Raw genomic sequence first — 22,822 nt, forward strand, 5'->3', positions numbered from 1 at the left:
ACGCTTAACGCAAATTTGCCAGGCAAAATTTAGCACACATGCGTTAGTGGATTTCACCTGCGAGCCGAACCCCACGCTCCGAGTGCCGCCGGAACCCCGCTGAACTGACGCAGTGGCGCGCAGCTTGAGGCTCCGGCGCGAAGATTTACTTTTAATGGTTTTGGTGCTTGTTGATTTTTAAAATGCCGTGCTACAATCGCGTTCTCTTGAAATAGGCTCGTAGCTCAGCTGGTTAGAGCACCACCTTGACATGGTGGGGGTCGTTGGTTCGAGTCCAATCGAGCCTACCAACGAACACACGTTTTTCTGTAAGAATTTAGGAAGGCATCCAGGTTATGACAGCGCGAACTTTTACCGAGGTGAAGGCGCGACGTTAGTCGGGGTGTTTTTCGTCTCAAGAAAAGCAAGCAAATGCGGCCTCGGCATACGTCGAGGCCGCATTTTTTTCGCCCATTGAATTTGCCCGATGAGGGGCTTTGCAAAAAAAGGGGTCGCCGCATGGTTTCTGTTCGTTTGCCTGATGGTTCGCAGCGCCAGTTTGATCAACCGGTCACGGTAGCGCAAGTCGCTGCATCGATTGGCCCAGGGCTGGCCAAGGCCGCCTTGGCTGGCAAGGTCGACGGCAGGTTGGTCGATACGTCCTACTTGCTCGATCAGGATGTCGATCTGGCGATTGTTACCGAGCGTGACCCGGACGGCCTTGACGTCATCCGCCATTCGACGGCTCACTTGCTCGCTTACGCCGTGAAGGCGCTCTATCCGGAGGCGCAAGTCACCATCGGGCCGGTGATCGAAAACGGCTTTTACTACGATTTTTCCTTTCATCGGCCTTTCACGCCGGAGGACCTCGCGGCGATCGAGCAGAAAATGCACGAACTGGCCAAACGAGACGAGCCGGTCGTGCGCGAAGTGTGGAATCGTGACGACGCGGTCGCCTTGTTCAATTCAATGGGTGAAAAGTACAAGGCGGAGATCATCGCGTCGATTCCGGCCGAGCAGGAGATCGGGTTGTACCGGGAGGGGCAATTTGTCGATTTGTGCCGGGGCCCGCACGTTCCATCCACCGGCAAGCTGAAGGTTTTCAAGTTGATGAAGGTCGCCGGCGCTTATTGGCGCGGTGACTCGAATAATGAGCAGTTGCAGCGCATTTATGGCACGGCATGGGCGAAGAAGGAAGATCAGGATGCCTACCTGCATATGCTCGAAGAGGCGGAAAAGCGCGATCACCGCAAGCTCGGTCGGTCGCTCGATCTGTTTCATTTCCAGGAGGAAGCGCCTGGCCTGATCTTCTGGCATCCGAAGGGGTGGACGATTTGGCAGGAAGTCGAGCAGTATATGCGGCGCATTTACCGCGACAACGGCTATCAGGAGGTCAAGGCACCGCAGATTCTCGATCGCGCCTTGTGGGAAAAATCCGGGCACTGGGAGAACTACAAAGAGAACATGTTCACCACGGAGTCGGAAAATCGCCACTATGCGCTCAAGCCGATGAATTGTCCGGGACATGTGCAGATCTTCAACGCCACCCTGCACAGCTATCGGGATTTGCCGCTGCGCTATGGCGAATTCGGTCAGTGTCATCGCAACGAGCCGTCCGGCGCGCTGCATGGATTGATGCGGGTGCGCGGCTTTACCCAGGATGACGGCCATATTTTCTGCACCGAAGATCAAATTCTCGACGAGTGCGTGAACTACACGTCGTTGCTGCAGCGCGTTTATAAGGATTTCGGCTTTTCGGAGATCATCTATAAAGTCGCGACGCGTCCTCCCAAGCGGGTGGGAACCGATGCGGGCTGGGATAAGGCGGAGTTTGCCTTGATGGAATCGCTGCGTCGCTCGGGCTGTGAATTCGAGATCGCGGAGGGCGATGGGGCATTTTACGGACCGAAGATCGAGTACACCCTTAAAGATGCGATCGGTCGCCAATGGCAATGCGGAACGATGCAAGTCGATTTTTCGATGCCGGAGCGACTGAACGCCGAGTATGTGGCCGAAGATAATGCTCGCAAGCGACCGGTGATGCTGCACCGAGCCATTCTTGGGTCGTTGGAGCGGTTCATCGGCATTCTGATTGAGCACCATGCTGGTGCATTGCCCCTTTGGCTCGCGCCGGAACAGGCTATCGTGCTGAATATTGCGGAAAATCAAGCCGAATATGCCCAGCAGGTAACTCAAACGTTGAAAAAACAAGGGTTTAGAGTTCGGGCCGATTTGCGCAATGAGAAAATTAGCTATAAAATACGCGAGCACGCGCTGCAAAAGGTACCGTATTTGCTTGTCGTTGGTGACAAAGAGCGCGATGCCAACGTGGTAGCCGTTCGGGCTCGTGGCGGTGTGGACTTGGGGACTCTACCCTTATCCGCGTTATCAGAACGCTTCATTCAAGAGTGTGAAGCTTTTCAATAATGCCACCGAGAAGCGCGGCTAATTTTTTGTATTTTTAAAGGAAACGTAACATCGCTACGGAGAAGTCGCATCGCATCAACGGCGAAATTACCGCGCCGGAAGTGCGTCTAGTTGGGGTCGACGGGGAACCGATCGGCGTCGTTAAACTGGCTGAAGCCTTCCGGATGTCCGAGGAAGGCGATCTGGATTTGGTCGAGATTGCGCCGCAGGCGCAACCGCCGGTGTGTCGGCTGATGGATTACGGTAAATTCAAATACCAGGAATCCAAGAAGGCGCACGAGGCCAAGCTCAAGCAAAAGGTCATCCAGATCAAGGAAGTCAAATTCCGTCCTGGGACAGACGAGGGTGACTACCAGGTTAAGTTGCGCAATCTACAGCGTTTCTTGGACGAGGGTGACAAGACCAAGATAACGTTACGTTTTCGCGGGCGCGAAATGGCTCACCAGGAGATCGGCATGCGCGTGCTGGAACGCTTGCGTGCGGATCTCGACGAAATTGGGCAGGTCGAGCAAATGCCCAAGATGGAAGGGCGCCAGATGATCATGGTGCTCGCGCCCAAAAGGAAGAAGTGAATCGTGTCATCGCGGAGGAATCCGCGGTGAGACAAGCAGGGGCATCAGCCCCACATAAGTGAGAGCAGGTCAGTCAAGGGTCGCTGTTCGCGGCACACCTGTGATCATGTCAAAACTGGAGTTTTTCATGCCGAAGATGAAAACCAAGAAAAGCGCATCCAAGCGCTTTGTGGTGCGTCCGGGCGGAACCGTCAAGCGCGGTCAAGCCTTCAAGCGCCACATCCTTACCAAAAAAACCACCAAGAACAAACGCCACCTGCGCGGTTCTGCGGAAGTTCACGAGTCCAACGTGAAATCCGTGCGCGCAATGATGCCGTTCGCTTAAACCCCGACCGATAGGAGAAAAACATGCCTCGAGTCAAACGTGGGGTCACAGCGCGGGCCCGTCATAAAAAGATCATTGCTGCCGCCAAGGGGTACCGCGGTCGCCGCAACAACGTATTCCGCATTGCCAAGCAAGCTGTCATGCGCGCCGGGCAATATGCCTATCGCGATCGCCGCAACAAGAAGCGTGTCTTCCGCGCACTGTGGATTACGCGGATCAACGCGGGTGTGCGTGAGCATGGCATGACCTACAGCGTGTTCATCAATGGCTTGAAAAAGGCGTCGATCGAGCTTGACCGCAAGGTGCTGGCGGATATGGCTGTCACGGACAAGGCTGCCTTTGCGGCGATTGTCAATCAGGTGAAGGCCGCCGTCGCAGCGTAAATGCTGTATTTTGAGCAGCGCCAGAATTTGGCGCCGCCGCCTAAGGGGGCTCTCACCGAGCCCCCTTTTGTTTTCGACATTCGATTTGCTCAACCTCCGAGCCCTTATGGATCTGGAACACATCGTAAGCGAAGCGCAGCGAGCCTTTGCCGCTGCCCTGGATGCCGCGTCCCTTGAAAATGAAAAGGCGCGTTTTCTCGGAAAATCCGGGCAACTGACCGAATTACTCAAGGGACTGGGCAAGCTTGACGCGGAGCAGCGCAAAGCGGAAGGGGCGCGCATCAACGCGGCCAAGCAACAGGTCGAGGCCGCCTTGCAGGCCCGTCGTCAGGCGTTGAACGATGAGCTGATGAATGTTCGCCTGGCCGCCGAGGCCATCGACGTGACGCTGCCGGGGCGTGGGCAATCGCGCGGTACGCTTCACCCGGTGTTGACCACCTGGGAGCGGGTGGAAAAGATCTTTCACTCGATCGGTTTCGACGTGGCCGACGGCCCGGAGATCGAAACCGATTGGTATAACTTCACTGCGTTGAACAGCCCGGAAAACCACCCGGCTCGCTCGATGCAAGACACTTTTTACGTCGATGGCAGCGATGAGACGGGCAAGCCATTGCTGTTGAGGACTCATACAAGTCCGATGCAGGTGCGCTATGCGCGGATGCATCGTCCGCCGATCAAGGTTATCGCGCCGGGGCGTACATATCGCGTTGACAGCGATGCGACGCATTCGCCGATGTTCCATCAAGTCGAAGGACTGTGGATTGACGAGAACATCAGCTTCGCCGACCTGAAGGGCGTATACACTGATTTTCTGCGGCAGTTCTTTGAGCGGGACGACATCCGCGTTCGATTCCGCCCCTCCTATTTCCCATTTACCGAGCCGTCGGCAGAAATCGATATGACGTTCGAGACAGGGAAAAATGCGGGGAAATGGTTGGAAATTTCCGGGTCTGGCCAGGTTCATCCGAACGTTGTGCGCAACATGGGACTCGACCCCGAGCGGTACATCGGTTTTGCCTTCGGCAGCGGTCTGGAGCGTCTGGCGATGTTGCGCTATGGCGTCGATGACCTGCGCCTGTTCTACGAAAACGATCTGCGCTTCCTGCGCCAATTTGCATAAAAGGCTGCTTCAACAACATGCAATTCTCCGAATCCTGGCTGAGAACCCTGATCGATCCGCCGCTGACGAGCGAAGCATTGGCGCATGCGCTGACCATGGCGGGACTGGAAGTCGAAGAAATCCAACCGGTTGCGCCGCAATCTTCGGGCGTTGTCGTAGCCAAGGTGCTGGAGGTCGCGAAGCATCCCAACGCCGATCGTCTGAACGTATGCCAGGTCGATGCCGGCACGGGCGAAATTCTGAACATCGTCTGCGGTGCGCCGAATGTGTCGCCCGGTATCAAGGTGCCGTGCGCCCTGCCTGGCGCTCTGTTGCCGGCACCGGAGGATGGTGGCGCGCCGTTTCAGATCAAGGTAGGCAAATTGCGCGGCGTCGAGAGTCATGGAATGCTTTGCTCTGCCCGGGAGCTCAAGCTATCGGAGGACCATGCCGGCCTGATGCTGTTGAGTGACGACGCCCCGATTGGGCAAGATGTTCGCAAATATCTTGATCTCGATGACACGCTTTTCACCGTCAAATTGACGCCGAACAAAGCGGATTGCCTGTCGCTGCTCGGGATTGCGCGTGAGGTTCAGGCGATTACCGGGGCGACCAATCATGGCGTGCCCGTTACGCCAGTCCAGGCAACCATCGCTGACACGTTCCCGGTGCGTATCAGCGACCCGAGTGGCTGCGGACGGTTCGCGGGCCGAGTTATCCGAGGGGTGAATGCCAAGGCGGCGACGCCTGATTGGATGGTCGCCCGGCTCGAGCGCGCGGGGCAACGCAGTATTTCGGCCTTGGTCGACATTACCAATTACGTGATGCTGGAGCTGGGCCAGCCGCTGCACGTCTATGATCTGAACAAGCTGCAAAGTGGAATCGATGTGCGCTTTGGGCAGCCTGGCGAGACGCTCAAGCTGCTCAACGATCAGACTATCGAGCTCGATTCGACCACTTTGGCGATCACTGACGCGTCCGGGCCGATTGGCCTGGCCGGCATGATGGGTGGAAATTCCACCAAGGCAGAACTGGATACCGAAGACATATTCCTGGAATCCGCTTTCTTTTTTCCGGCAGCCATCCAAGGGCGAGCACGCCGCTTCAATTTGTCGAGCGATGCCTCGCATCGTTTCGAACGGGGTGTCGACTTCGCGGGCAACGTCGTCGCGCTCGAGCGGGCCACGCGATTGGTGATCGATATTTGCGGCGGTCAGCCGGGACCGGTGTCGGATCTCGTCGCTCAGTTACCCGTGCGCAATCCGGTGCGTCTGAGGGTGTCCAGGGCCGCCAGGATTCTCGGGGTGCCGGTCACGGCTGCCGAGGTCCGCGAGATTTTTGCGAGACTGGGACTGCCGTGCGAGCAGATCGATGCTGACGTGTTCGAGGTGACTCCGCCGTCTTATCGTTTCGATCTGGAGATCGAGGAAGACCTGATCGAGGAAGTCGCGCGAATTCATGGTTTCGAGCGCATTCCATCCAAGCCGCCGGTCGCCGCCAACGCGATGCGTCGCACCGACGAGGCGCGTCGCCCGCTGCACCCGTTGCGGCATGAGTTGGCAGGGCGCGGTTATCAGGAAACCGTCAATTTCAGTTTTGTCGACGCGGAATGGGAGCGCGATTTCGCCGCGAACGAGGCGCCCATTAAATTGATCAATCCGATCGCCAGCCATCTCGCCGTCATGCGCTCCACGCTGATCGGCGGGCTGCTGCAGGCCGTACGCTACAACCTGAACCGTAAGGCATCGCGCGTGCGAGTGTTCGAAATCGGCCGAGTCTACCATCGCGATCGCGCGGTCGAGACCGGACCGCTATCGGTGCAGGGAATCCGGCAGCCGTTGACCGTCGGCGCGTTGGCATATGGCCCCGTGCTCGACGAACAGTGGGGGGCGCCGACTCGCCTGGTCGATTATTTCGATGTCAAGGGCGATCTTGAGGCGCTGCTTGCGCCGGCTGCCGCGCGGTTTGTCGCGGATGCCCATCCGGGCTTGCATCCGGGCAGAAGCGCTCGAATCGAGATCGACGGGCGCAGTGTCGGCTGGATCGGCGAATTGCATCCCCGCTGGTTGCAAAAGTATGAGTTCCCGCACGCACCGGTGCTATTTGAGATCGAGGCGGAGGCTTTGTTTCAGCGTGCCATACCCGTCTATGAGGACATCTCTAAATTCCCGCCGGTGGTGCGCGACGTCGCCGTAGTGGTGTCGCAGACTCAACCGGCGCAAGCGCTGCTCGATGAAATGCGCTCGTGCGCTCGCAGTGAGCAGGTCTGCGTGGACGTGCAAAGCATCGTATTGTTCGACGAGTTTCGCCCCAAGGCGGGTATGTCTGGCGGGCTTTCAGTCGAGGAAAAAAGCCTGGCGTTTCGTGTTACCCTGCAAAACGCGATGGGGACCTTGCAGGACGAGAGCGTTGATCGAGCGATCGCCGCGTTGATCGATCGAGTGACAAGCGTATTCGGCGCGCGTTTGCGAGCCTGAAGGCGATGCCGACTGTTAGGGAATGCGAGAGACAATGCTCCGCACTGTTGTAGTGATAGCGTTGGAAATATGAACGAAATGAATCCGGGTGAATTTGAAGCGATGCTGACAGCGCAACGTTCCGCATTGGAGCGTAACGAAATGTCTGGTTCCTCAGACGAGCCCCCGACTCTGACCAAGGCAGAACTTGCCGAGCTCCTGTTCGAGCAGGTCGGCTTGAACAAGCGTGAGGCGAAGGACATGGTGGAGGCCTTTTTTGAGGTCATTCGCGATGCGCTGGAGAGCGGCGACAGCGTCAAGCTTTCCGGGTTCGGCAATTTCCAGCTGCGAGACAAGCCCCAGCGGCCGGGGCGCAACCCCAAGACCGGCGAGGCCATTCCGATCGCTGCGCGACGCGTCGTCACGTTTCATGCCAGTCAAAAATTAAAATCAATGGTCGAGACTCAGACCCCCGACAATTGACGCTATCTGATTTGCTGACGCCGTTTGCGTCCATGCCGCCATGGAAAAGGTGAACCTGCCTCCGATCCCTGCCAAGCGCTACTTCACCATCGGTGAGGTCAGTGATCTATGCGGCGTGAAGCCTCATGTGCTGCGTTATTGGGAGCAGGAATTCACGCAACTGCGGCCTGTCAAGCGGCGCGGCAATCGGCGGTATTACCAGCATCATGAGGTATTGTTGATCCGGCGTATCAGAGAGCTGCTTTATGAGCAGGGCTTCACGATCAACGGCGCGCGGAATCGATTGGACGCAGACGGTGTCCGCGGCGCTCCTGGAGGCGGCGAGTCGAGGCCGGACATGCCGCAACAAGTGAGTCGCGGTCAATCGGTCAACGTCGGGCAATTGCAGGCGGACTTGATGGCCGTGATTGACTTGCTTCGTCACTGAGTCGCCTGCGGCTGCTCCTTGTGCGATGCGTGCGTCCATCCGATACATCAGCCTGGCGTAACGCCCAAAGAGTGGGCTCTCTGTAGTTTTCGATCCCTGTCCACCCAACCCCAAATTCGATTGATATGGCAAACGCTGCGGGTGTCGCCGTAGGGGTGCCTGCGGAATGTGGCTGAATGATAGATTGGGTCAAAAAAACCCCCGTCCTGAGAAGACGGGGGTTTTCGAGAAGCAGACTGGGGTTGCCGCGCCGTGATGGCGGAGCAACGACGTCAGTTTCTGTTGCCGCCGAGCACCCCCAAGAGTGCCAGCAGATTGGCGAATACGTTATACAGATCAAGGTAAATCGCCAGCGTGGCGGTGACGTAGTTTGTCTCACCACCATTGACGACGCGTTGTACGTCGAACAGGATGAAGGCCGAAAAAATCGCAATCGCCAGCACCGAGATAGTCAGCATCAGGGCGGGGAGTTGCAGCCAGATATTGGCGACCGAGGCCAGCAGAATGACCACCACGCCCATGAACAGCCAGCGGCCCAATCCACCAAAGTCGCGCTTGCTGAGCGTGGCGACAGACGCCATTGCGGTGAAGATCACCGCTGTGCCGCCAAACGCCATCATGATTAGCGATGCGCCATTGCTGAAGCCGAGCACGAAGCCGAGCAGCCGGGACAGCATGAGCCCCATGAAGAACGTGAAGCCGAGCAGCAAGCCGACCCCGATGCCGCTGTTCTTGAAGCGCTCGATCGCAAACATGAAGCCAAAGGCAATGGCCATGAAAGCGATCAAGCTGACTGCCGGGCTGCCGGCGAAAAGCGTGAAGCCGGTGGTAACGCCGAGCCATGCGCCCGCAATCGTCGGCAGCATCGAGATGGCGAGCAGCCAATAAGTGTTGCGCAACACACGATTGCGTGCCGCCGCACTGGTAACACCGCTGCCACGGCCGAAGTCGTAGCGCTGAAAATCCTGGTTCATGTTTTCTCCTCGTGAAACGCCGCTAGGGCTCTAAAACCGGCGAATCTCCCAGGACTGCGGCACTGCCGAATCGATGCGTCAGCCTGCTCGGTTTTCCTGGGCGGGCGTGTATCGGATTTCTTCCCAAAATACGTGCCCGATCGCCGTGTCATGCCGTAGTTGGACGCGACGGGAACCTACCAGTTCCCACGCCAATCATAGCAGCCTTCATGCTACAATATCAGATTCATTTTGTTTATATAACTGCTTAATTTTCTGGAGTTTTTCATGGCTGTAGAGCGCACCCTGTCGATTATCAAGCCCGATGCCGTCGCAAAGAATGTGATTGGTCAGATTTATAGCCGTTTCGAGGGCGCTGGTTTGAAAATCGTCGCCGCGAAAATGGCTCATTTGTCGCGCGCCGATGCTGAGAAATTCTATGCCGTGCACAAAGCGCGCCCGTTCTTCAAGGATCTGGTGGACTTCATGATCTCCGGACCGGTCATGATCCAGGCGCTGGAAGGCGAAAACGCGATCGCGAAAAATCGCGAACTCATGGGCGCGACGGATCCGAAAAAAGCGGACAAAGGCACCATTCGTGCCGATTTCGCCGATAGCATCGACGCGAATGCCGTGCATGGCTCGGATGCGCCGGAAACGGCACAGGTCGAAATTGCGTTTTTCTTCCCCGAGATGAACGTCTATTCGCGCTGACCCGCACTCGTCCCTGTAGCCCGGGAGATAGGCCATGACCGAATCGCTGACAAATCTGCTCGACTACGATCCGGGTGGTTTGGTCGCCTATTGTGCAGGCCTCGGGGAGAAGCCCTTCCGAGCCCGGCAACTGCAGCGTTGGATACACCAGATGGGGGTTGCCGATTTCGACGGCATGACCGATCTGGCGAAGTCGTTGCGCGCCAAACTGGCTTCGCGAGCGACGGTTGCTTCGCCTGCGGTAATTACCGATCACATTTCTGCTGACGGTACCCGGAAATGGCTGCTGGACGTTGGCAACGGCAATGCGGTCGAGACAGTGTATATCCCGGAGCAGGCGCGGGGCACGCTATGCGTTTCGTCGCAGGCGGGCTGCGCGGTGAACTGCCGCTTCTGTTCGACGGGCAAGCAGGGCTTCAGCCGCAATCTCTCTCAGGGTGAGATCATCGGCCAACTATGGATGGCGGAGTTTGCGCTGCGACGTGCCCTGGAGCGTAGCGGTGCGACCGCCGAGCGTGTGATTACCAACGTTGTCATGATGGGGATGGGCGAGCCGCTGCTCAATTTCGACAACGTCGTCGGTGCCATGCGCCTGATGCTGGACGACAACGGCTATGGCTTGTCGCGTCGACGCGTGACGCTCTCCACCTCCGGCGTCGTGCCGATGATGGATCGTTTGGGCGCGGAGCTGCCGGTGGCGCTGGCCGTATCCCTGCATGCACCCAACGACGCCTTGCGAGACATGCTGGTGCCTTTGAATCGCAAGCACCCGTTGAGGGAGTTGATGGCCGCGTGTGACCGCTATCTTGCCGTTGCGCCGCGCGATTTCATTACGTTCGAGTATTGCATGCTCGACGGCGTCAACGACAGCGAATCGCATGCGAAGGAATTGTTGGCGTTAACGCGGGACGTGCCCTGCAAATTTAATTTGATTCCCTTCAATCCGTTTCCTGACTCGGGTCTGAGGCGATCCAACGACGCTCAGATCAAGCGTTTCGCGCAAATTTTAATCGATGCGGGTGTCGTTACAACGATTCGCAAAACGCGCGGAGACGACATCGACGCCGCCTGTGGTCAGCTGGCTGGCGAGGTCATCGACCGGACCCGCTTGGCGGCACGGGGCAAATTCGGCAAAATCCCCGTCGAGGTTCGCGAAGCATGATGTGGCGCGCCGGTTTGCTGTCTCCACTTGGCTTGGTGATTGCGGCTTGCGCCCAACCATTTCAGCCCCCGGAGGCCGCAGCGAGTCGCGTCGAGCTTGTGGAGCAGCGCGCGCAGGTGCATTTTGAGCTTGCGAACACGTATTTTCGTGCAGGACAATTGCAAACCGCGCTTTCGGCGGTGCACAAAGCAATAGCGGCGGATCCGGCGTTCGACGAAGGCTACCACTTGCGAGCCCTGGCCCATATGGGATTGGGCAATTCGGCAGAAGCAGAAAGTGATTTTGAGCGCGTATTGCAATCGCGCCCGAAGGATGGCGCGTTACTGAACAATTATGGGTGGTTTTTGTGCGAACAAAGCCGCTACGAGGAAAGCGTCGCAGCCTTCGAGCTTTCGGCAGCCTCCAGTAGGCATGTCGCGAAGCCGCTTATCGGGGCCGGCATTTGCAGCGTGCGTCTGGGGCGAATCGAGCAGGCGCAGGCATTCTTCGAGCGCGCTCGCCAGGCGGATCCGGAGAATGTCGTCGCTGCGGTTGAATTGGCGCGTCTGCATTTGCGGCACAACGAATTCGACGCGGCGCGCGCACAGCTTGGCGAACTCAACCGATCGACGCGTGCGACCGCTGAATCGTTGTGGCTGGAAGCGGGTATCGCCCACCGGCTGGGATTGACTCAGGAACGCAAAGCGCTGACGGACGCATTGCTGCAAAAATATCCACGGTCGCCAGAAGCGGCTGCTTTCGAACGGGGGAGTCTCGATGGATAGTCAAGATCGGCCGGACGAACGTTCGGTCTCGCAAGCTTCATCGCAGTTGCAGTCCGGCTCAAGAGGGGGCGAGGCCGGAAACGTCCCGCAACCGGGCTCGTTACTTGAAGTGGCCTCGAGAATAGGCCGCGAGCTACGGGAGGCGCGCGAGCAAAGAGGTTTGCTGATCGAGGATGTTGGCGCGCGACTGAAAGTGTCGGCCAGCAAGCTCAAAGCGCTGGAGGCCGGGCAATGGGAGCATCTTCCCGAGATGCCCTTCGTGCAGGGGCTGGTGCGAGGATATGCCCGCCTGCTGGACGTCGACCCATCGCCCATGACCGAGGCGCTGCGTCCTTTCGGTCGCCGTGCCGCCATCGACATTCCGCCGCCGTCACCGAATGCACCCAGTATCCCACGCAGTCCGGCACGCTTTCGCTCGCCGGTCGGCAATGCCGCCGGCCCTCGCCTTGTCTGGATCGTCATCATTATTATCGCGGTCGGCGCCGGTATTTTATGGTTTGGAAATCGGCGCCACAATGAGCGGAAGGTCTCCACGTCGGTAGCGAGCGCACCTGTCGCCCAGAGCGGCCCGAATGCGGCCAGCGATGGTGTCGCAAGCGCCGGCGTGGCTGATCAGCAGGCGGTCACGGGCGGCGCCGCATCTGCGGTCCTGCCGTCGACCCAAAGCGCTTCGCCCGCGAGCGCCCCTGCTGACCAAACACCCACAAGTGAGCCGGTGGCAAATCAAGCTGTTACGCCGGCCACGACGAGCGCACCCGATGCGGCTTCGTCAACGCAAGCCAAGACCGGCCAGTTGCGTTTGCAATTGTCCGGAGACAGTTGGATCGAGGTGCGCCAAAGCGACGGCAAGGTCGTGTTCTCACGCCTGCTGCATGCTGGCGACCAGCAGGACATCACGGGTACGCCACCATTGAAGGTCGTCATCGGCAACACCGCTGGCGTGGCATCGCTCCAATACGATAATCAGCCGGTGGATGTGAAAACACGCGGCAATGGTAATGTGGCAAGGTTGACATTGCCTTAAGGCAATCTGCCGGAGAATTGAAATGTCAGAACAGGTTTTACCCATCGTCGGTGGCGCGCGTGAGCGCCGCCGCACGCGAACCGTGTCGATTGCCTGGGGAGGCAAGAAGATCTCCGTGGGCGGTAGTGCGCCCATTCGCGTGCAATCGATGACCAATACGGATACCGCCGATGCCATCGGCACCGCCATCCAGGTGAAGGAGTTGGCGCTGGCTGGTTCAGAGTTGGTGCGAATCACCGTCAATACGCCGGAAGCTGCGGCCGCCGTGCCGGCGATCCGCGAACAACTCGATCGGATGGGCATCGACGTGCCGCTGGTCGGCGACTTTCACTATAACGGGCACACGTTGCTGAAGGACTATCCTGAGTGCGCGCAGGCATTGTCGAAGTATCGCATCAACCCTGGCAATGTCGGGCAGGGCGCCAAGCGAGACAGCCAGTTCGCGCAGATGATCGAGGCCGCATGCCGCTACGACAAGCCTGTTCGCATCGGTGTGAACTGGGGGAGTCTCGATCAGGGTCTGCTGGCCCATATCATGGATGAGAACGCGCGCCGGCCGACGCCTTGGGATGCCCAAAGTGTTATGTACGAGGCGCTGATCACTTCGGCAATCAGTTCCGCAAAGCGTGCCGAGGAAGTTGGCTTGCCGGGGGATCGGATCATCCTGTCGTGCAAGGTCAGTGGCGTACAGGATCTGATTGCGGTCTATCGGGAGCTGGCGCGTCGCTGTGACTACCCGCTGCACCTTGGCCTCACCGAGGCGGGCATGGGTTCGAAAGGCATCGTTGCGTCCACCGCGGCTTTGTCGGTGCTGCTGCAGGAAGGGATCGGTGACACGATTCGTATTTCATTGACGCCGGAACCTGGCGCGCCGCGCAGCAAGGAGGTGATCGTCGCCCAGGAAATTCTGCAGACCATGGGGTTGCGGGCTTTTGCTCCGATGGTCATTGCGTGCCCCGGGTGCGGGCGAACCACCAGCACGCTATTCCAGGAACTGGCCGCGCAGATTCAGGATTATCTGCGGGCGCAGATCCCTGTTTGGAAAATCCAATATCCAGGCGTCGAGAACATGCATGTGGCGGTGATGGGTTGCATCGTCAACGGTCCGGGCGAATCAAAGCAAGCCAACATTGGCATCAGCCTGCCGGGATCGGGAGAGAACCCCGCAGCGCCGGTGTTCGTTGACGGCGAAAAGGTCAGAACGCTGCGCGGCGAACGCATTGCCGAAGAGTTCCAACAAATCGTGGATGATTACGTGAAAAAACGCTATGCGCCGGCGCAAGCCGCGGTGTAACGGGAGTCGAAAGAAAAAACATGGCGCAAACTGAAGGAAACAGTGCTCGGCCAAGTGTCGATGGTCAGCCCAAGGCGAGTGGAAAGATCGCCGGCGTAAAAGGCATGAACGACATTTTGCCGGCAGACGAGACGCTCTGGACATTCTTCGAGCAGACTGCGCGCTCGATGCTGCGTGCCTATGGTTACCGGCAGATCCGTACACCGATCATCGAACACACCAACCTCTTCTCGCGCGGTATCGGTGAAGTGACCGATATTGTCGAGAAAGAAATGTACAGCTTTACAGACTCGCTCAATGGCGAGAACCTCACGCTGCGCCCGGAGAACACGGCGGCGGTCGTACGGGCCGCGCTGGAGCACAATTTGCTGTATGACGGTCCGAAGCGGCTCTGGTACATAGGTCCGATGTTCCGGCACGAGCGGCCGCAGCGGGGGCGGTATCGACAGTTCCATCAGGTCGGCGTCGAGGCGCTCGGGCTGGCCGGACCGGACGCGGATGTCGAGATCATCCTGATGTGCCAGCGGCTGTGGGACGATCTGGGCCTGACCGGCATTCGTCTGGAGCTCAATTCGTTGGGGCAGGCGAGTGAGCGAGCCGCACATCGGCAGGATCTGATCGCCTACCTGGAAAAGCACTCGGCGATCCTCGACGACGACGCCAAGCGTCGGCTCCATACCAATCCGTTGCGCGTGCTGGACACCAAAAACCCCGCGCTGCAGGAGATGGCCAAGGGCGCCCCCCGATTGATCGATTATTTGGGGGATGCTTCCCGCGAGCATTTCGATGGTGTGCAGCGCCTGCTCAAAGCCAACAATATTCCATTCACGATCAACCCCCGCTTGGTGCGCGGTCTCGACTATTACAATCTCACCGTGTTCGAGTGGGTAACCGATAAGCTGGGCGCTCAGGGGACCGTGGCCGGTGGCGGGCGCTATGATCCTCTGATCGAGCAACTGGGCGGCAAGGCGACGCCGGCCTGCGGTTGGGCCATGGGGGTCGAGCGAATTCTCGAGTTGTTGCGCGAGGACGACCTGGTGCCGCAGGACGAAGGCTGTGATGTATACATCGTGCATCAGGGTGAAGCCGCGCTCTCGCCTGCGCTGGTGGCGGCGGAGCGCCTGCGTGACGTTGGGCTGGATGTCATTTTTCATTGCTCCGCCGATGGCAAGGGCAGTAGCTTCAAATCGCAACTGAAGCGTGCCGATGCCAGTGGCGCGGCCTTCGCCGTAATCTTGGGCGATAACGAAGTGGCGCAGCAGCAGGCCGTCGTCAAGCATTTGCGCAGTTCAGACCAGCAGGACAACCAGGTCGGCGTGGCTTTCGACCAGTTGACCGACTATTTAATCGATGCCATGGTGGCAAGCGCTGACGCATAAGGGTGGAGAAAAAGGATGGGGTATCACGAGGAACAAGAGCAACTCGAGGAACTCAAGGCGTGGTGGAAACAGTATGGCAACGCGGTCATTTGGGTTCTGATTGTGGCCCTGTTGGTTTTCGCTGGCTGGAATGGCTGGCGTTACTATCAACGCAAGCAGGCAGCTGAAGCCTCGGTGCTTTACGGCGAGTTGCAGCAATCGATTGCGGCCAAGAATCAGCCGATGATCATTCGCATTTCCGGCGACATGGGTAACAAATTCGGGCGTACTGCTTACGCTGAAATGTCGGCCTTGATCTCAGCCAAGGCGCTGTACGAACTGGGCGATACGGAAGACGCCAAGGCACGACTGCAATGGGCCATCGACCACGCAAGCGACAACGAGTACCGCCAGTTGGCAAGACTCCATCTGGCGGGTCTGCTGCTTGACCAAAAGGACTATGAAGGCGGGCTGAAAGCTCTGGGGAATAACCCACCCGCGGGGTTCACCGGCCTTTTCGATGATCGCCGGGGCGATTTGCTGGTAGCACAGAACAAAATCGCCGATGCGAAGCAGGCCTATCGCGCCGCGCTTGAGAAATTGAGCAAGAACGATAACAGTATGCGACAGTTCGTTCAGTTCAAGCTTGATGCCCTCGGCGGTTGAGGCCAGCCGAAATGTGTGACAGAAGCGGTTCCGACCACTCCATAACGACATAAGATCACCCGACTACATGATGAGCTTACGTGATTCCAGCCGTACTCTGCCTGATGCATTGGGCCGCCGTTTCATGAAACGCACCGCTGCCTGCGTGCTGCTTGCCTCGGCGACTGCGCTGCTCGGCGGTTGTGGGTTGTTCGGCAGCAAGCCGGCACACGTGCCTACGCCGCTGACGACATTCCAGCAGTCGCTGAATGTTCAGCAAGTCTGGACAGCCAGCGTCGGTAAAGCCGGCTCCTACTATTTCGAGCCGCTTGCGGTGGGGGATAGCGTTTACGCTGCAGGTGTCAGCGGCACGATCATTCGAGTCGATGCGGGTAGCGGAAAAGTCACCTGGACCGCCAAAGCCGGCACTGATATCAGCGCCGGCCCGGGTAGTGACGGGGAAGTCACCGCAGTCGGCACAGTGAAAGGCGAGGTGCTCGCATTCGATCACACCGGCAAGCAAATCTGGAAGGGCAATGCCGGCAGTGAAGTGCTGACGGCGCCTTTGGTTGGGCACGGATTGGTCATCGCGCGTGCCATCAACAATCGAATCACCGCGTTCGACGCCCAAACCGGCGCGGTGCGATGGATTTTTCAGCAACCGAATGTGCCGCTTACGTTGCGAACCGGCTCGAGCATGATTTTCGTCGGCGACCATGCAATGGTGACCGGTTTTCCCGGCGGGCAGTTGGCGTCGCTCGACCTCAATAATGGCAGCGTGCTGTGGGGCGCGACCCTGTCATTGCCGCAGGGCGTGACCGAAGTCGAGCGCATCAACGATGTCACCGGTACGCCGACCTTGTTTGGGCGCCAGATATGTGCCGTAACGTTCCAGGGGCGTATCGGTTGCGTCGATGCGATTACCGGTAATGGTCTGTGGGCGCGCGCGTTTTCGTCGTCTGCGGGGCTGTCGCAAGACGGACAAATCGTGGCCTCGACCAATACGCAATCGCAGGTCTTCGCGCTCGATTCGAGCAATGGTGATACGCTGTGGCAAAATGACAAGCTGATGTGGCGCGGCCTGAGCGCACCGCTGATATTGGGGCCGACCGTCGTGGTGGGGGACGATGAGGGGTACCTGCATTTCCTTTCCCGAGACAAGGGTGACTTCATTGCTCGCGTCAAGACTGACAGCAGCGGTATTCGAGCGCAACCGGTGTTGGTCGGTGATACGCTGGTCGTCCAGACTCGTGACGGAGAGTTGTTCGCTTACCGTCCCAAATAATTCAGACAATTCGTCTCAGACGCGGCCGGCGCCATTGCCGGCCGCATTTGTTTTAATGGCAAGACTATGAAACCCGTGATCGCCCTTGTCGGGCGCCCCAATGTCGGTAAATCGACACTTTTCAACCGTATGACCCGTTCGCGTGATGCGCTGGTCGCAGATTTGCCAGGCCTGACGCGTGACCGACATTACGGCGAGGGTCGAATCGGAGATTTTCCGCATTTGGTCATCGACACAGGCGGGTTTGAACCGGTCGCCAAAGACGGCATCCTGCATGAGATGGCCAAACAGACTCGTCAAGCGGTTGTCGAGGCCGATGTTGTCATATTTATTGTCGACGGACGCCAGGGCATTACCCCCCAGGACAGTGTGATAGCTGACTACCTGCGAAAAACCGGGCGCAAGATCCTGCTGGTCGTCAATAAAGCGGAAGGTATGAAATATTCGGCCGTCGCGGCTGATTTTTACGAACTCGGTTTCGGCGATCCGCGCGCTATTTCCGCCGCGCATGGCGACGGCGTACGCGACCTGGTCGAGGAAGCGCTGGCGCCTTTCTATAGTGCCCCGACCAATGATGAAGCAGTCGAGCCGGAGGAGGGCGGGCCGATTCGGATCGCGATCGTCGGTCGTCCCAACGTCGGCAAATCGACCCTGGTAAACACCTTGCTTGGGGAAGAGCGCGTTATCGCCTTCGATATGCCTGGGACCACCCGCGATTCCATCTATATCGATTTTGAGCGGCAGGGCAAGCGTTACACGCTTATCGATACTGCAGGGCTGAGGCGTCGCGGCAAGGTGTTCGAGGCAATCGAGAAATTTTCGGTGGTCAAGACACTTCAGTCGATCGCGGACGCGAACGTTGTTATTTTGTTGTTGGACGCGCAGCAGGATGTCAGCGATCAGGATGCTCATATTGCTGGATTCGTAGTCGAATCAGGCCGGGCGCTGGTCGTGGGGGTCAATAAGTGGGACGGTCTCGACGAGTATGCGCGCGAACGAATCAAGAACGACCTGGAACGCAAACTCAAATTTCTCGATTTTGCGAATTTCCACTTCATCTCGGCCGCCAAGCGCACCGGCATCGGCGCGTTAATGAAATCGGTGGATGCGGCCTATGCCGCGGCCATGAGCAAGATGCCCACGCCCAAGTTGACGCGCGCATTGCAGGAGGCCGTCGAATTCCAGCAGCCGCGACGCGCTGGCGTATCGCGCCCGAAAATGCGCTATGCGCACCAGGGCGGATCCAATCCGCCAATCATCGTTATTCACGGCACCGGTCTAAGCGGTGTTACCGATGCCTATAAGCGCTATCTGGAAAGGCGCTTTCGAGAAACTTTTGGTCTGACCGGCACTCCATTACGCATAGAACTTCGCAGCGGCAAGAACCCTTACGCCAAAACGGAGTGAAACGCCTTCAGGGGCGGGGTTTTACTGGTGTTCACAGTAAAATCGGCTATAGTGTGAAAATTGGGTTGAGATGCTCACTTTCGCCCCAATTTACGGTCAATCGTTAAAAATACAATGGAGTATCTTATGAGCAACAAAGGGCAACTGTTACAAGACCCGTTCCTGAATGCGCTGCGCAAAGAGCACGTTCCGGTTTCCATCTATTTGGTCAATGGCATCAAATTGCAAGGCAACATCGAATCTTTCGACCAGTATGTCGTTTTGCTGCGCAACACGGTTACCCAGATGGTGTACAAGCACGCTATCTCCACGGTAGTGCCGGCTCGCCCGGTCAACTTCCAGCCCGATGCTGAACAATCTTAATTTGGCGGTACCCGGCAGGTTTCGCGACCGCCGGGTTTCCCTTTCTTCCCTGTTGTTTCTCCCAATCTCCGTCGTTTGATTAATGCCGCTCTCGTCGGCATCGATTTCGGTAAAGTCGATTTCGAAGCCAGTCTCGCCGAACTCGACCTGCTCTCCAGAAGCGCCGGGGCCGATCCCGTAGTTGCCGTTACGGGCCGACGCGGCAGCCCCGATGCCGCAATGTTCGTCGGTAGTGGTAAAGCCCAGGAAATCAAGGACGCCATTGCGCTGCACCGTGTTGATCTCGTGATTTTTAATCACGCGCTCAGCCCGGCTCAACAGCGCAATCTGGAGCGTTTTCTGGAGCGGCGGGTCGTCGACCGTACCAGTCTGATCCTTGATATCTTTGCCCAGCGCGCAAAAAGCCACGAAGGGAAGCTTCAGGTCGAACTGGCTCAGTTGCAGTACTTGGCAACCAGGCTGGTGCGAGCGTGGAGCCATTTGGAGCGGCAAAAGGGCGGCATTGGTTTGCGGGGGCCGGGCGAAACTCAGCTCGAAACCGATCGACGTCTCTTGGGTGAACGTGTCAAGTCCTTAAAGGTTCGACTGGACAAGCTCCGTCGGCAACATGCCACCCAGCGTCGTGCCAGGAAGAGAAGCGACACCTTCTCCATCTCTCTGGTCGGGTACACCAACGCAGGCAAGTCGACGCTGTTCAACGCGTTGACCAAGGCGCAAGCCTATGCGGCGGATCAACTTTTTGCCACCCTCGACACGACGTCCCGGCGAGTCTACTTGGGAGAAGTCGGGCAGGTTGTGCTTTCCGACACGGTTGGCTTCATTCGCGAGCTGCCTCACCAGCTGGTTGCCGCTTTTCGGGCGACGCTCGAAGAAACGGTACATGCGGATTTGCTGCTCCATGTTGTGGACGCGTCCAGTGCAGTGCGACAGGAGCAAATCGACCAGGTCAATACTGTGCTCACCGAAATCGGCGCGGACGGCATTCCGCAGATTCTCGTATGGAACAAAATCGATGCGGCGCCCGAATTGCTCGCTGACGGTCCGCGCATCGAGCGCGACGAATCCGGTAATGTCACTCGCGTGTTTGTCAGTGCCCGGGACGGAATTGGACTGGATTTGCTTCGGGCTGCAATCGCTGAAACGATCGCTCGGCCAGCGACTGCGTTACAATCGTCGGGGCAATCGCCAAATCATTTGCCAGCAGAGTCGGGTGTGGGCTTTCATACGGCGGGAAACCTCTGAGCCGGTGCTGCCCCGATTTTTTCTAACGGGGGACCACCGATTCGCAATAACCGCTGATATTAACTCGATCGAGCATGGCGTCGACCAAACCAATACCAAGGACCGGCACCAATGCACTGTTGCCCGAGCGCGCAAGCGCTTCTGTCACATTGCCTCTTCTTATGCTTTCTAAAGCCTTGATTAAACGACTTGGATTGATTTTCTCGCTCAACGATCCGCGCTGGGGGCGGGGCGATGACAACGACGGCAAGAACGGGCGTGATGAGCCCAACCGTCAGAACCAGGATCGTCCACCGGAAGGTCCTCCGGATCTGGATGAATTATGGCGGGATTTCAACCGACGCCTGAATCGTCTGTTCGGTCGTAACAATAACGGTGGTGGCGGCGACGCCGGCGGCAAATTGCCGTCCTCCGGCCGAGGCTCCAGCATCGGTGTGAGCGTGGTCATCATCGTCGCGGTATTGGTCTGGCTGGCCACCGGTGTATTCATCGTGCAGGAGGGGCAAGTCGGTGTGGTGATGCAGTTCGGAAAATACAAGTACACGACCACTTCCGGCATCCAATGGCGGCTTCCATATCCGTTTCAGTCGGAAGAGGTCGTCAACATGTCACAGATTCGATCGGTCGAGATCGGGCGTTCCAATGTTGTGCCCAATACCGACTTGAAAGACTCGTCGATGCTGACCGGTGACGAGAACATCGTAGACGTCAGATTTGCCGTGCAATACCGGGTCAAGGATGCCAGCGAGTTTCTGTTCAACAACGTTGATCCCGAGGCCTCCGTCAGTCAAGCTGCGGCGACGGGAGTACGCGAAATCGTTGGCAAGAGCAAGATGGATTATGTGCTGTATGCCGGGCGCGAGGAAATCGCCAACGAACTCGTACAATCGATCCAACGAATTTTGGATAGCTACAAGACGGGTATCCTGGTTACCAGCGTAACCATGCAGAGCGTGCAGCCTCCGGAGCAGGTGCAGGCGGCGTTTGACGACGCAGTCAAGGCAGGGCAGGATCGCGAGCGCCAGAAAAACGAAGCGCAGGCCTACGCGAACAATGTGATCCCGTTGGCCAAGGGCACAGCTGCCCGCCTGCTGGAGGAAGCGTCCGGTTATAAGTCGCGGGTGACCGAGCAGGCGCAGGGCGATGCGGAGCGCTTCAAACTGGTCGAGCAAGCCTATGCCAAGGCACCTGATGTGACACGTGAACGTATGTATCTGGACACCATGGAGCAAATCTACTCCCATACGACCAAGGTCCTGGTCGATACGCGCGACAACAAAAATCTGCTTTACCTGCCGCTTGATAAATTGATTTCACGAAGCAAGGACGAAATCGGTGACGCCGCCTCGGCGCCGAAAGCGCCGCAAAATCATGCTGCCGCGCCGGCGCAGTCTGCGCCCGACGGCAGCAGTGCGGCTACCAGCGGTGCAGGCGAAACGCGGAACCGTTCGCGCAATGCCCTGCGTGACAGCGATCCGCTGCGTTCGGGGGACAGCCAATGAACCGTATCGGAACCGTCCTCATTGCACTGATCGTCCTGCTGTTGTTGCTCTCCTCGACTATGTTCGTAGTCGATCAGCGCCGCTATGCAATCGTTTTCTCCTTCGGGGAAATCAAGCAAGTCATCAGCAAGCCCGGGTTGCATTTCAAGATGCCGCCGCCTTTCGAGAACGTCGTGTATCTCGAAAAACGCCTGATGACCATCGATAATCCGCAGCCCGAACGATTCATTACGGCAGAGAAAAAAAATCTGGTTGTCGATTCCTACATCAAATGGCGTATCACTGATCCTCACAAGTTCTACGTCAGTTTCAAGGGCGATACCACGTTGGCGCGGGAGCGACTTACGCAGCAGGTCCGCTCGGCACTGCAAGAGGCATTCGCCAAACGGACAATCTCCGAAGTGGTCTCCAGCCAGCGGGATCAGGTAATGCAGTCTGTGAGGCAAAAGGTCAGTGAAGAAGCCGCTCAACTCGGCATCGAGGTGACCGATGTGCGTCTGCGTCGAGTCGATCTGCAGGCCGGCATCAGCGATTCAGTATTTCGCCGCATGATTGCGGAGCGCAAACGCGTGGCGAACGAATTGCGTTCGACCGGTGCCGCCGAGGCCGAGCAAATCCGTGCAGATGCTGACCGTCAGCGCGAAGTCATTGTCGCGAAGGCATACAGCCAGGCGCAGAAAATCAAGGGTGAGGGGGATGCGCAAGCGTCCCAGATTTATGCGCAGGCATTCGGCAAGGATCCGAAGTTTGCGCGGTTCTATCAAAGTCTCGAGGCCTACCGAAAAACCTTCTCGAGCAAGAGCGATATTATCGTCACAGACCCGGGCAGCGATTTCTTCCAGTTCATGCGCGGCGCTGGTACTGACACAGCGGGCAAACAGGGTGCCCGCTGACCGGCAGATGCCGTCGTCCCCCGTGGGGCGGCGGCAGAAGGGAACGCTGCAATATTTCCAAAGCA

22 protein-coding genes and 1 tRNA gene are annotated in these 22,822 nt (G+C 58.0%); 22 read left to right on the plus strand and 1 reads right to left on the minus strand.

Going from position 1 to position 22,822, the window contains the following annotated elements:
- The first annotated feature begins 213 nt into the window (after window positions 1-213).
- The 9 genes from PATSB16_RS05145 (at window position 214) to PATSB16_RS05185 (ending at window position 8,151) form a co-directional block, all read left to right on the plus strand.
- Window positions 214-290, plus strand: a tRNA-Val gene (locus PATSB16_RS05145).
- A 208-nt stretch (window positions 291-498) separates the two neighbouring features.
- Window positions 499-2,406, plus strand: a complete 1,908-nt coding sequence (thrS, locus tag PATSB16_RS05150) for a threonine--tRNA ligase (RefSeq protein WP_047212953.1) — start codon at window positions 499-501, stop codon at window positions 2,404-2,406.
- Window positions 2,407-2,456: 50 nt separating this feature from the next.
- Window positions 2,457-2,978: a translation initiation factor IF-3 gene (gene infC, locus PATSB16_RS05155; protein ID WP_072628609.1), complete on the plus strand. Its 522-nt coding sequence runs from the start codon at window positions 2,457-2,459 to the stop codon at window positions 2,976-2,978.
- A gap of 127 nt (window positions 2,979-3,105) precedes the next feature.
- A complete protein-coding gene (gene rpmI, locus PATSB16_RS05160; protein ID WP_047212955.1) occupies window positions 3,106-3,303 on the plus strand; it encodes a 50S ribosomal protein L35 in 198 nt (65 codons plus the stop codon).
- Window positions 3,304-3,326: 23 nt separating this feature from the next.
- Entirely contained in the window at window positions 3,327-3,686 is a 360-nt protein-coding gene (rplT, locus tag PATSB16_RS05165) for a 50S ribosomal protein L20 (protein ID WP_047212956.1), read from the plus strand.
- 106 nt (window positions 3,687-3,792) lie between these two features.
- A complete protein-coding gene (gene pheS, locus PATSB16_RS05170) occupies window positions 3,793-4,806 on the plus strand; it encodes a phenylalanine--tRNA ligase subunit alpha (RefSeq protein WP_047212958.1) in 1,014 nt (337 codons plus the stop codon).
- A gap of 17 nt (window positions 4,807-4,823) precedes the next feature.
- Complete coding sequence (gene pheT / locus PATSB16_RS05175) at window positions 4,824-7,262, plus strand: phenylalanine--tRNA ligase subunit beta (protein ID WP_047212959.1); 2,439 nt, start codon at window positions 4,824-4,826, stop codon at window positions 7,260-7,262.
- A 69-nt stretch (window positions 7,263-7,331) separates the two neighbouring features.
- Window positions 7,332-7,724: an integration host factor subunit alpha gene (locus tag PATSB16_RS05180; protein WP_047212961.1), complete on the plus strand. Its 393-nt coding sequence runs from the start codon at window positions 7,332-7,334 to the stop codon at window positions 7,722-7,724.
- Between the two features lie 40 nt (window positions 7,725-7,764).
- Window positions 7,765-8,151, plus strand: a complete 387-nt coding sequence (locus PATSB16_RS05185) for a MerR family transcriptional regulator (RefSeq protein ID WP_047212962.1) — start codon at window positions 7,765-7,767, stop codon at window positions 8,149-8,151.
- Between the two features lie 272 nt (window positions 8,152-8,423).
- Here PATSB16_RS05185 and PATSB16_RS05190 read toward each other — a convergent pair whose 3' ends face one another.
- Window positions 8,424-9,125 (minus strand): Bax inhibitor-1 family protein, encoded by a 702-nt coding sequence (locus PATSB16_RS05190; RefSeq protein ID WP_047212964.1) that lies wholly within the window; start codon window positions 9,123-9,125, stop codon window positions 8,424-8,426.
- Window positions 9,126-9,392: 267 nt separating this feature from the next.
- Between PATSB16_RS05190 and ndk the strand changes: the two genes are divergently transcribed.
- The 13 genes from ndk to hflC all read left to right on the plus strand — a co-directional run bounded on the left by ndk (window position 9,393) and on the right by hflC (window position 22,757).
- Complete coding sequence (gene ndk / locus PATSB16_RS05195) at window positions 9,393-9,818, plus strand: nucleoside-diphosphate kinase (RefSeq protein WP_047212966.1); 426 nt, start codon at window positions 9,393-9,395, stop codon at window positions 9,816-9,818.
- Between the two features lie 34 nt (window positions 9,819-9,852).
- Complete coding sequence (gene rlmN, locus PATSB16_RS05200; RefSeq protein WP_047212968.1) at window positions 9,853-10,980, plus strand: dual-specificity RNA methyltransferase RlmN; 1,128 nt, start codon at window positions 9,853-9,855, stop codon at window positions 10,978-10,980.
- Window positions 10,977-11,744 (plus strand): type IV pilus biogenesis/stability protein PilW, encoded by a 768-nt coding sequence (pilW, locus tag PATSB16_RS05205; protein WP_062551257.1) that lies wholly within the window; start codon window positions 10,977-10,979, stop codon window positions 11,742-11,744. The genes rlmN and pilW overlap by 4 nt, the downstream gene beginning before the upstream one ends.
- A complete protein-coding gene (locus PATSB16_RS05210; RefSeq protein WP_083566668.1) occupies window positions 11,737-12,768 on the plus strand; it encodes a helix-turn-helix domain-containing protein in 1,032 nt (343 codons plus the stop codon). Before pilW ends, PATSB16_RS05210 begins: the two co-directional genes overlap by 8 nt.
- A gap of 22 nt (window positions 12,769-12,790) precedes the next feature.
- Complete coding sequence (gene ispG / locus PATSB16_RS05215; RefSeq protein ID WP_047212972.1) at window positions 12,791-14,062, plus strand: flavodoxin-dependent (E)-4-hydroxy-3-methylbut-2-enyl-diphosphate synthase; 1,272 nt, start codon at window positions 12,791-12,793, stop codon at window positions 14,060-14,062.
- Between the two features lie 20 nt (window positions 14,063-14,082).
- Window positions 14,083-15,441, plus strand: coding sequence for a histidine--tRNA ligase (hisS, locus tag PATSB16_RS05220; RefSeq protein ID WP_083566670.1), 1,359 nt, complete (start codon window positions 14,083-14,085; stop codon window positions 15,439-15,441).
- Between the two features lie 15 nt (window positions 15,442-15,456).
- Entirely contained in the window at window positions 15,457-16,086 is a 630-nt protein-coding gene (locus PATSB16_RS05225; RefSeq protein WP_047212975.1) for a tetratricopeptide repeat protein, read from the plus strand.
- 124 nt (window positions 16,087-16,210) lie between these two features.
- Window positions 16,211-17,350, plus strand: coding sequence for an outer membrane protein assembly factor BamB (bamB, locus tag PATSB16_RS05230; RefSeq protein WP_237170298.1), 1,140 nt, complete (start codon window positions 16,211-16,213; stop codon window positions 17,348-17,350).
- A gap of 66 nt (window positions 17,351-17,416) precedes the next feature.
- Window positions 17,417-18,757, plus strand: a complete 1,341-nt coding sequence (der, locus tag PATSB16_RS05235) for a ribosome biogenesis GTPase Der (RefSeq protein ID WP_047212977.1) — start codon at window positions 17,417-17,419, stop codon at window positions 18,755-18,757.
- A 126-nt stretch (window positions 18,758-18,883) separates the two neighbouring features.
- Window positions 18,884-19,120 carry an RNA chaperone Hfq gene (gene hfq / locus PATSB16_RS05240; protein WP_047212979.1) on the plus strand — a complete coding sequence of 79 codons (237 nt, stop codon included), beginning with the start codon at window positions 18,884-18,886 and terminating at the stop codon, window positions 19,118-19,120.
- Between the two features lie 75 nt (window positions 19,121-19,195).
- Complete coding sequence (gene hflX, locus PATSB16_RS05245; protein ID WP_047212981.1) at window positions 19,196-20,362, plus strand: GTPase HflX; 1,167 nt, start codon at window positions 19,196-19,198, stop codon at window positions 20,360-20,362.
- Window positions 20,363-20,436: 74 nt separating this feature from the next.
- The gene (hflK, locus tag PATSB16_RS05250) at window positions 20,437-21,864 is read left to right on the plus strand and encodes an FtsH protease activity modulator HflK (protein WP_072628611.1); all 1,428 of its coding nucleotides are present in this window, start codon (window positions 20,437-20,439) and stop codon (window positions 21,862-21,864) included.
- Window positions 21,861-22,757, plus strand: coding sequence for a protease modulator HflC (gene hflC, locus PATSB16_RS05255; protein ID WP_047212983.1), 897 nt, complete (start codon window positions 21,861-21,863; stop codon window positions 22,755-22,757). The genes hflK and hflC overlap by 4 nt, the downstream gene beginning before the upstream one ends.
- The last annotated feature ends 65 nt before the right edge of the window (window positions 22,758-22,822 follow it).

It is taken from the genome of Pandoraea thiooxydans (genome assembly GCF_001931675.1).
GTDB lineage: Bacteria > Pseudomonadota > Gammaproteobacteria > Burkholderiales > Burkholderiaceae > Pandoraea > Pandoraea thiooxydans.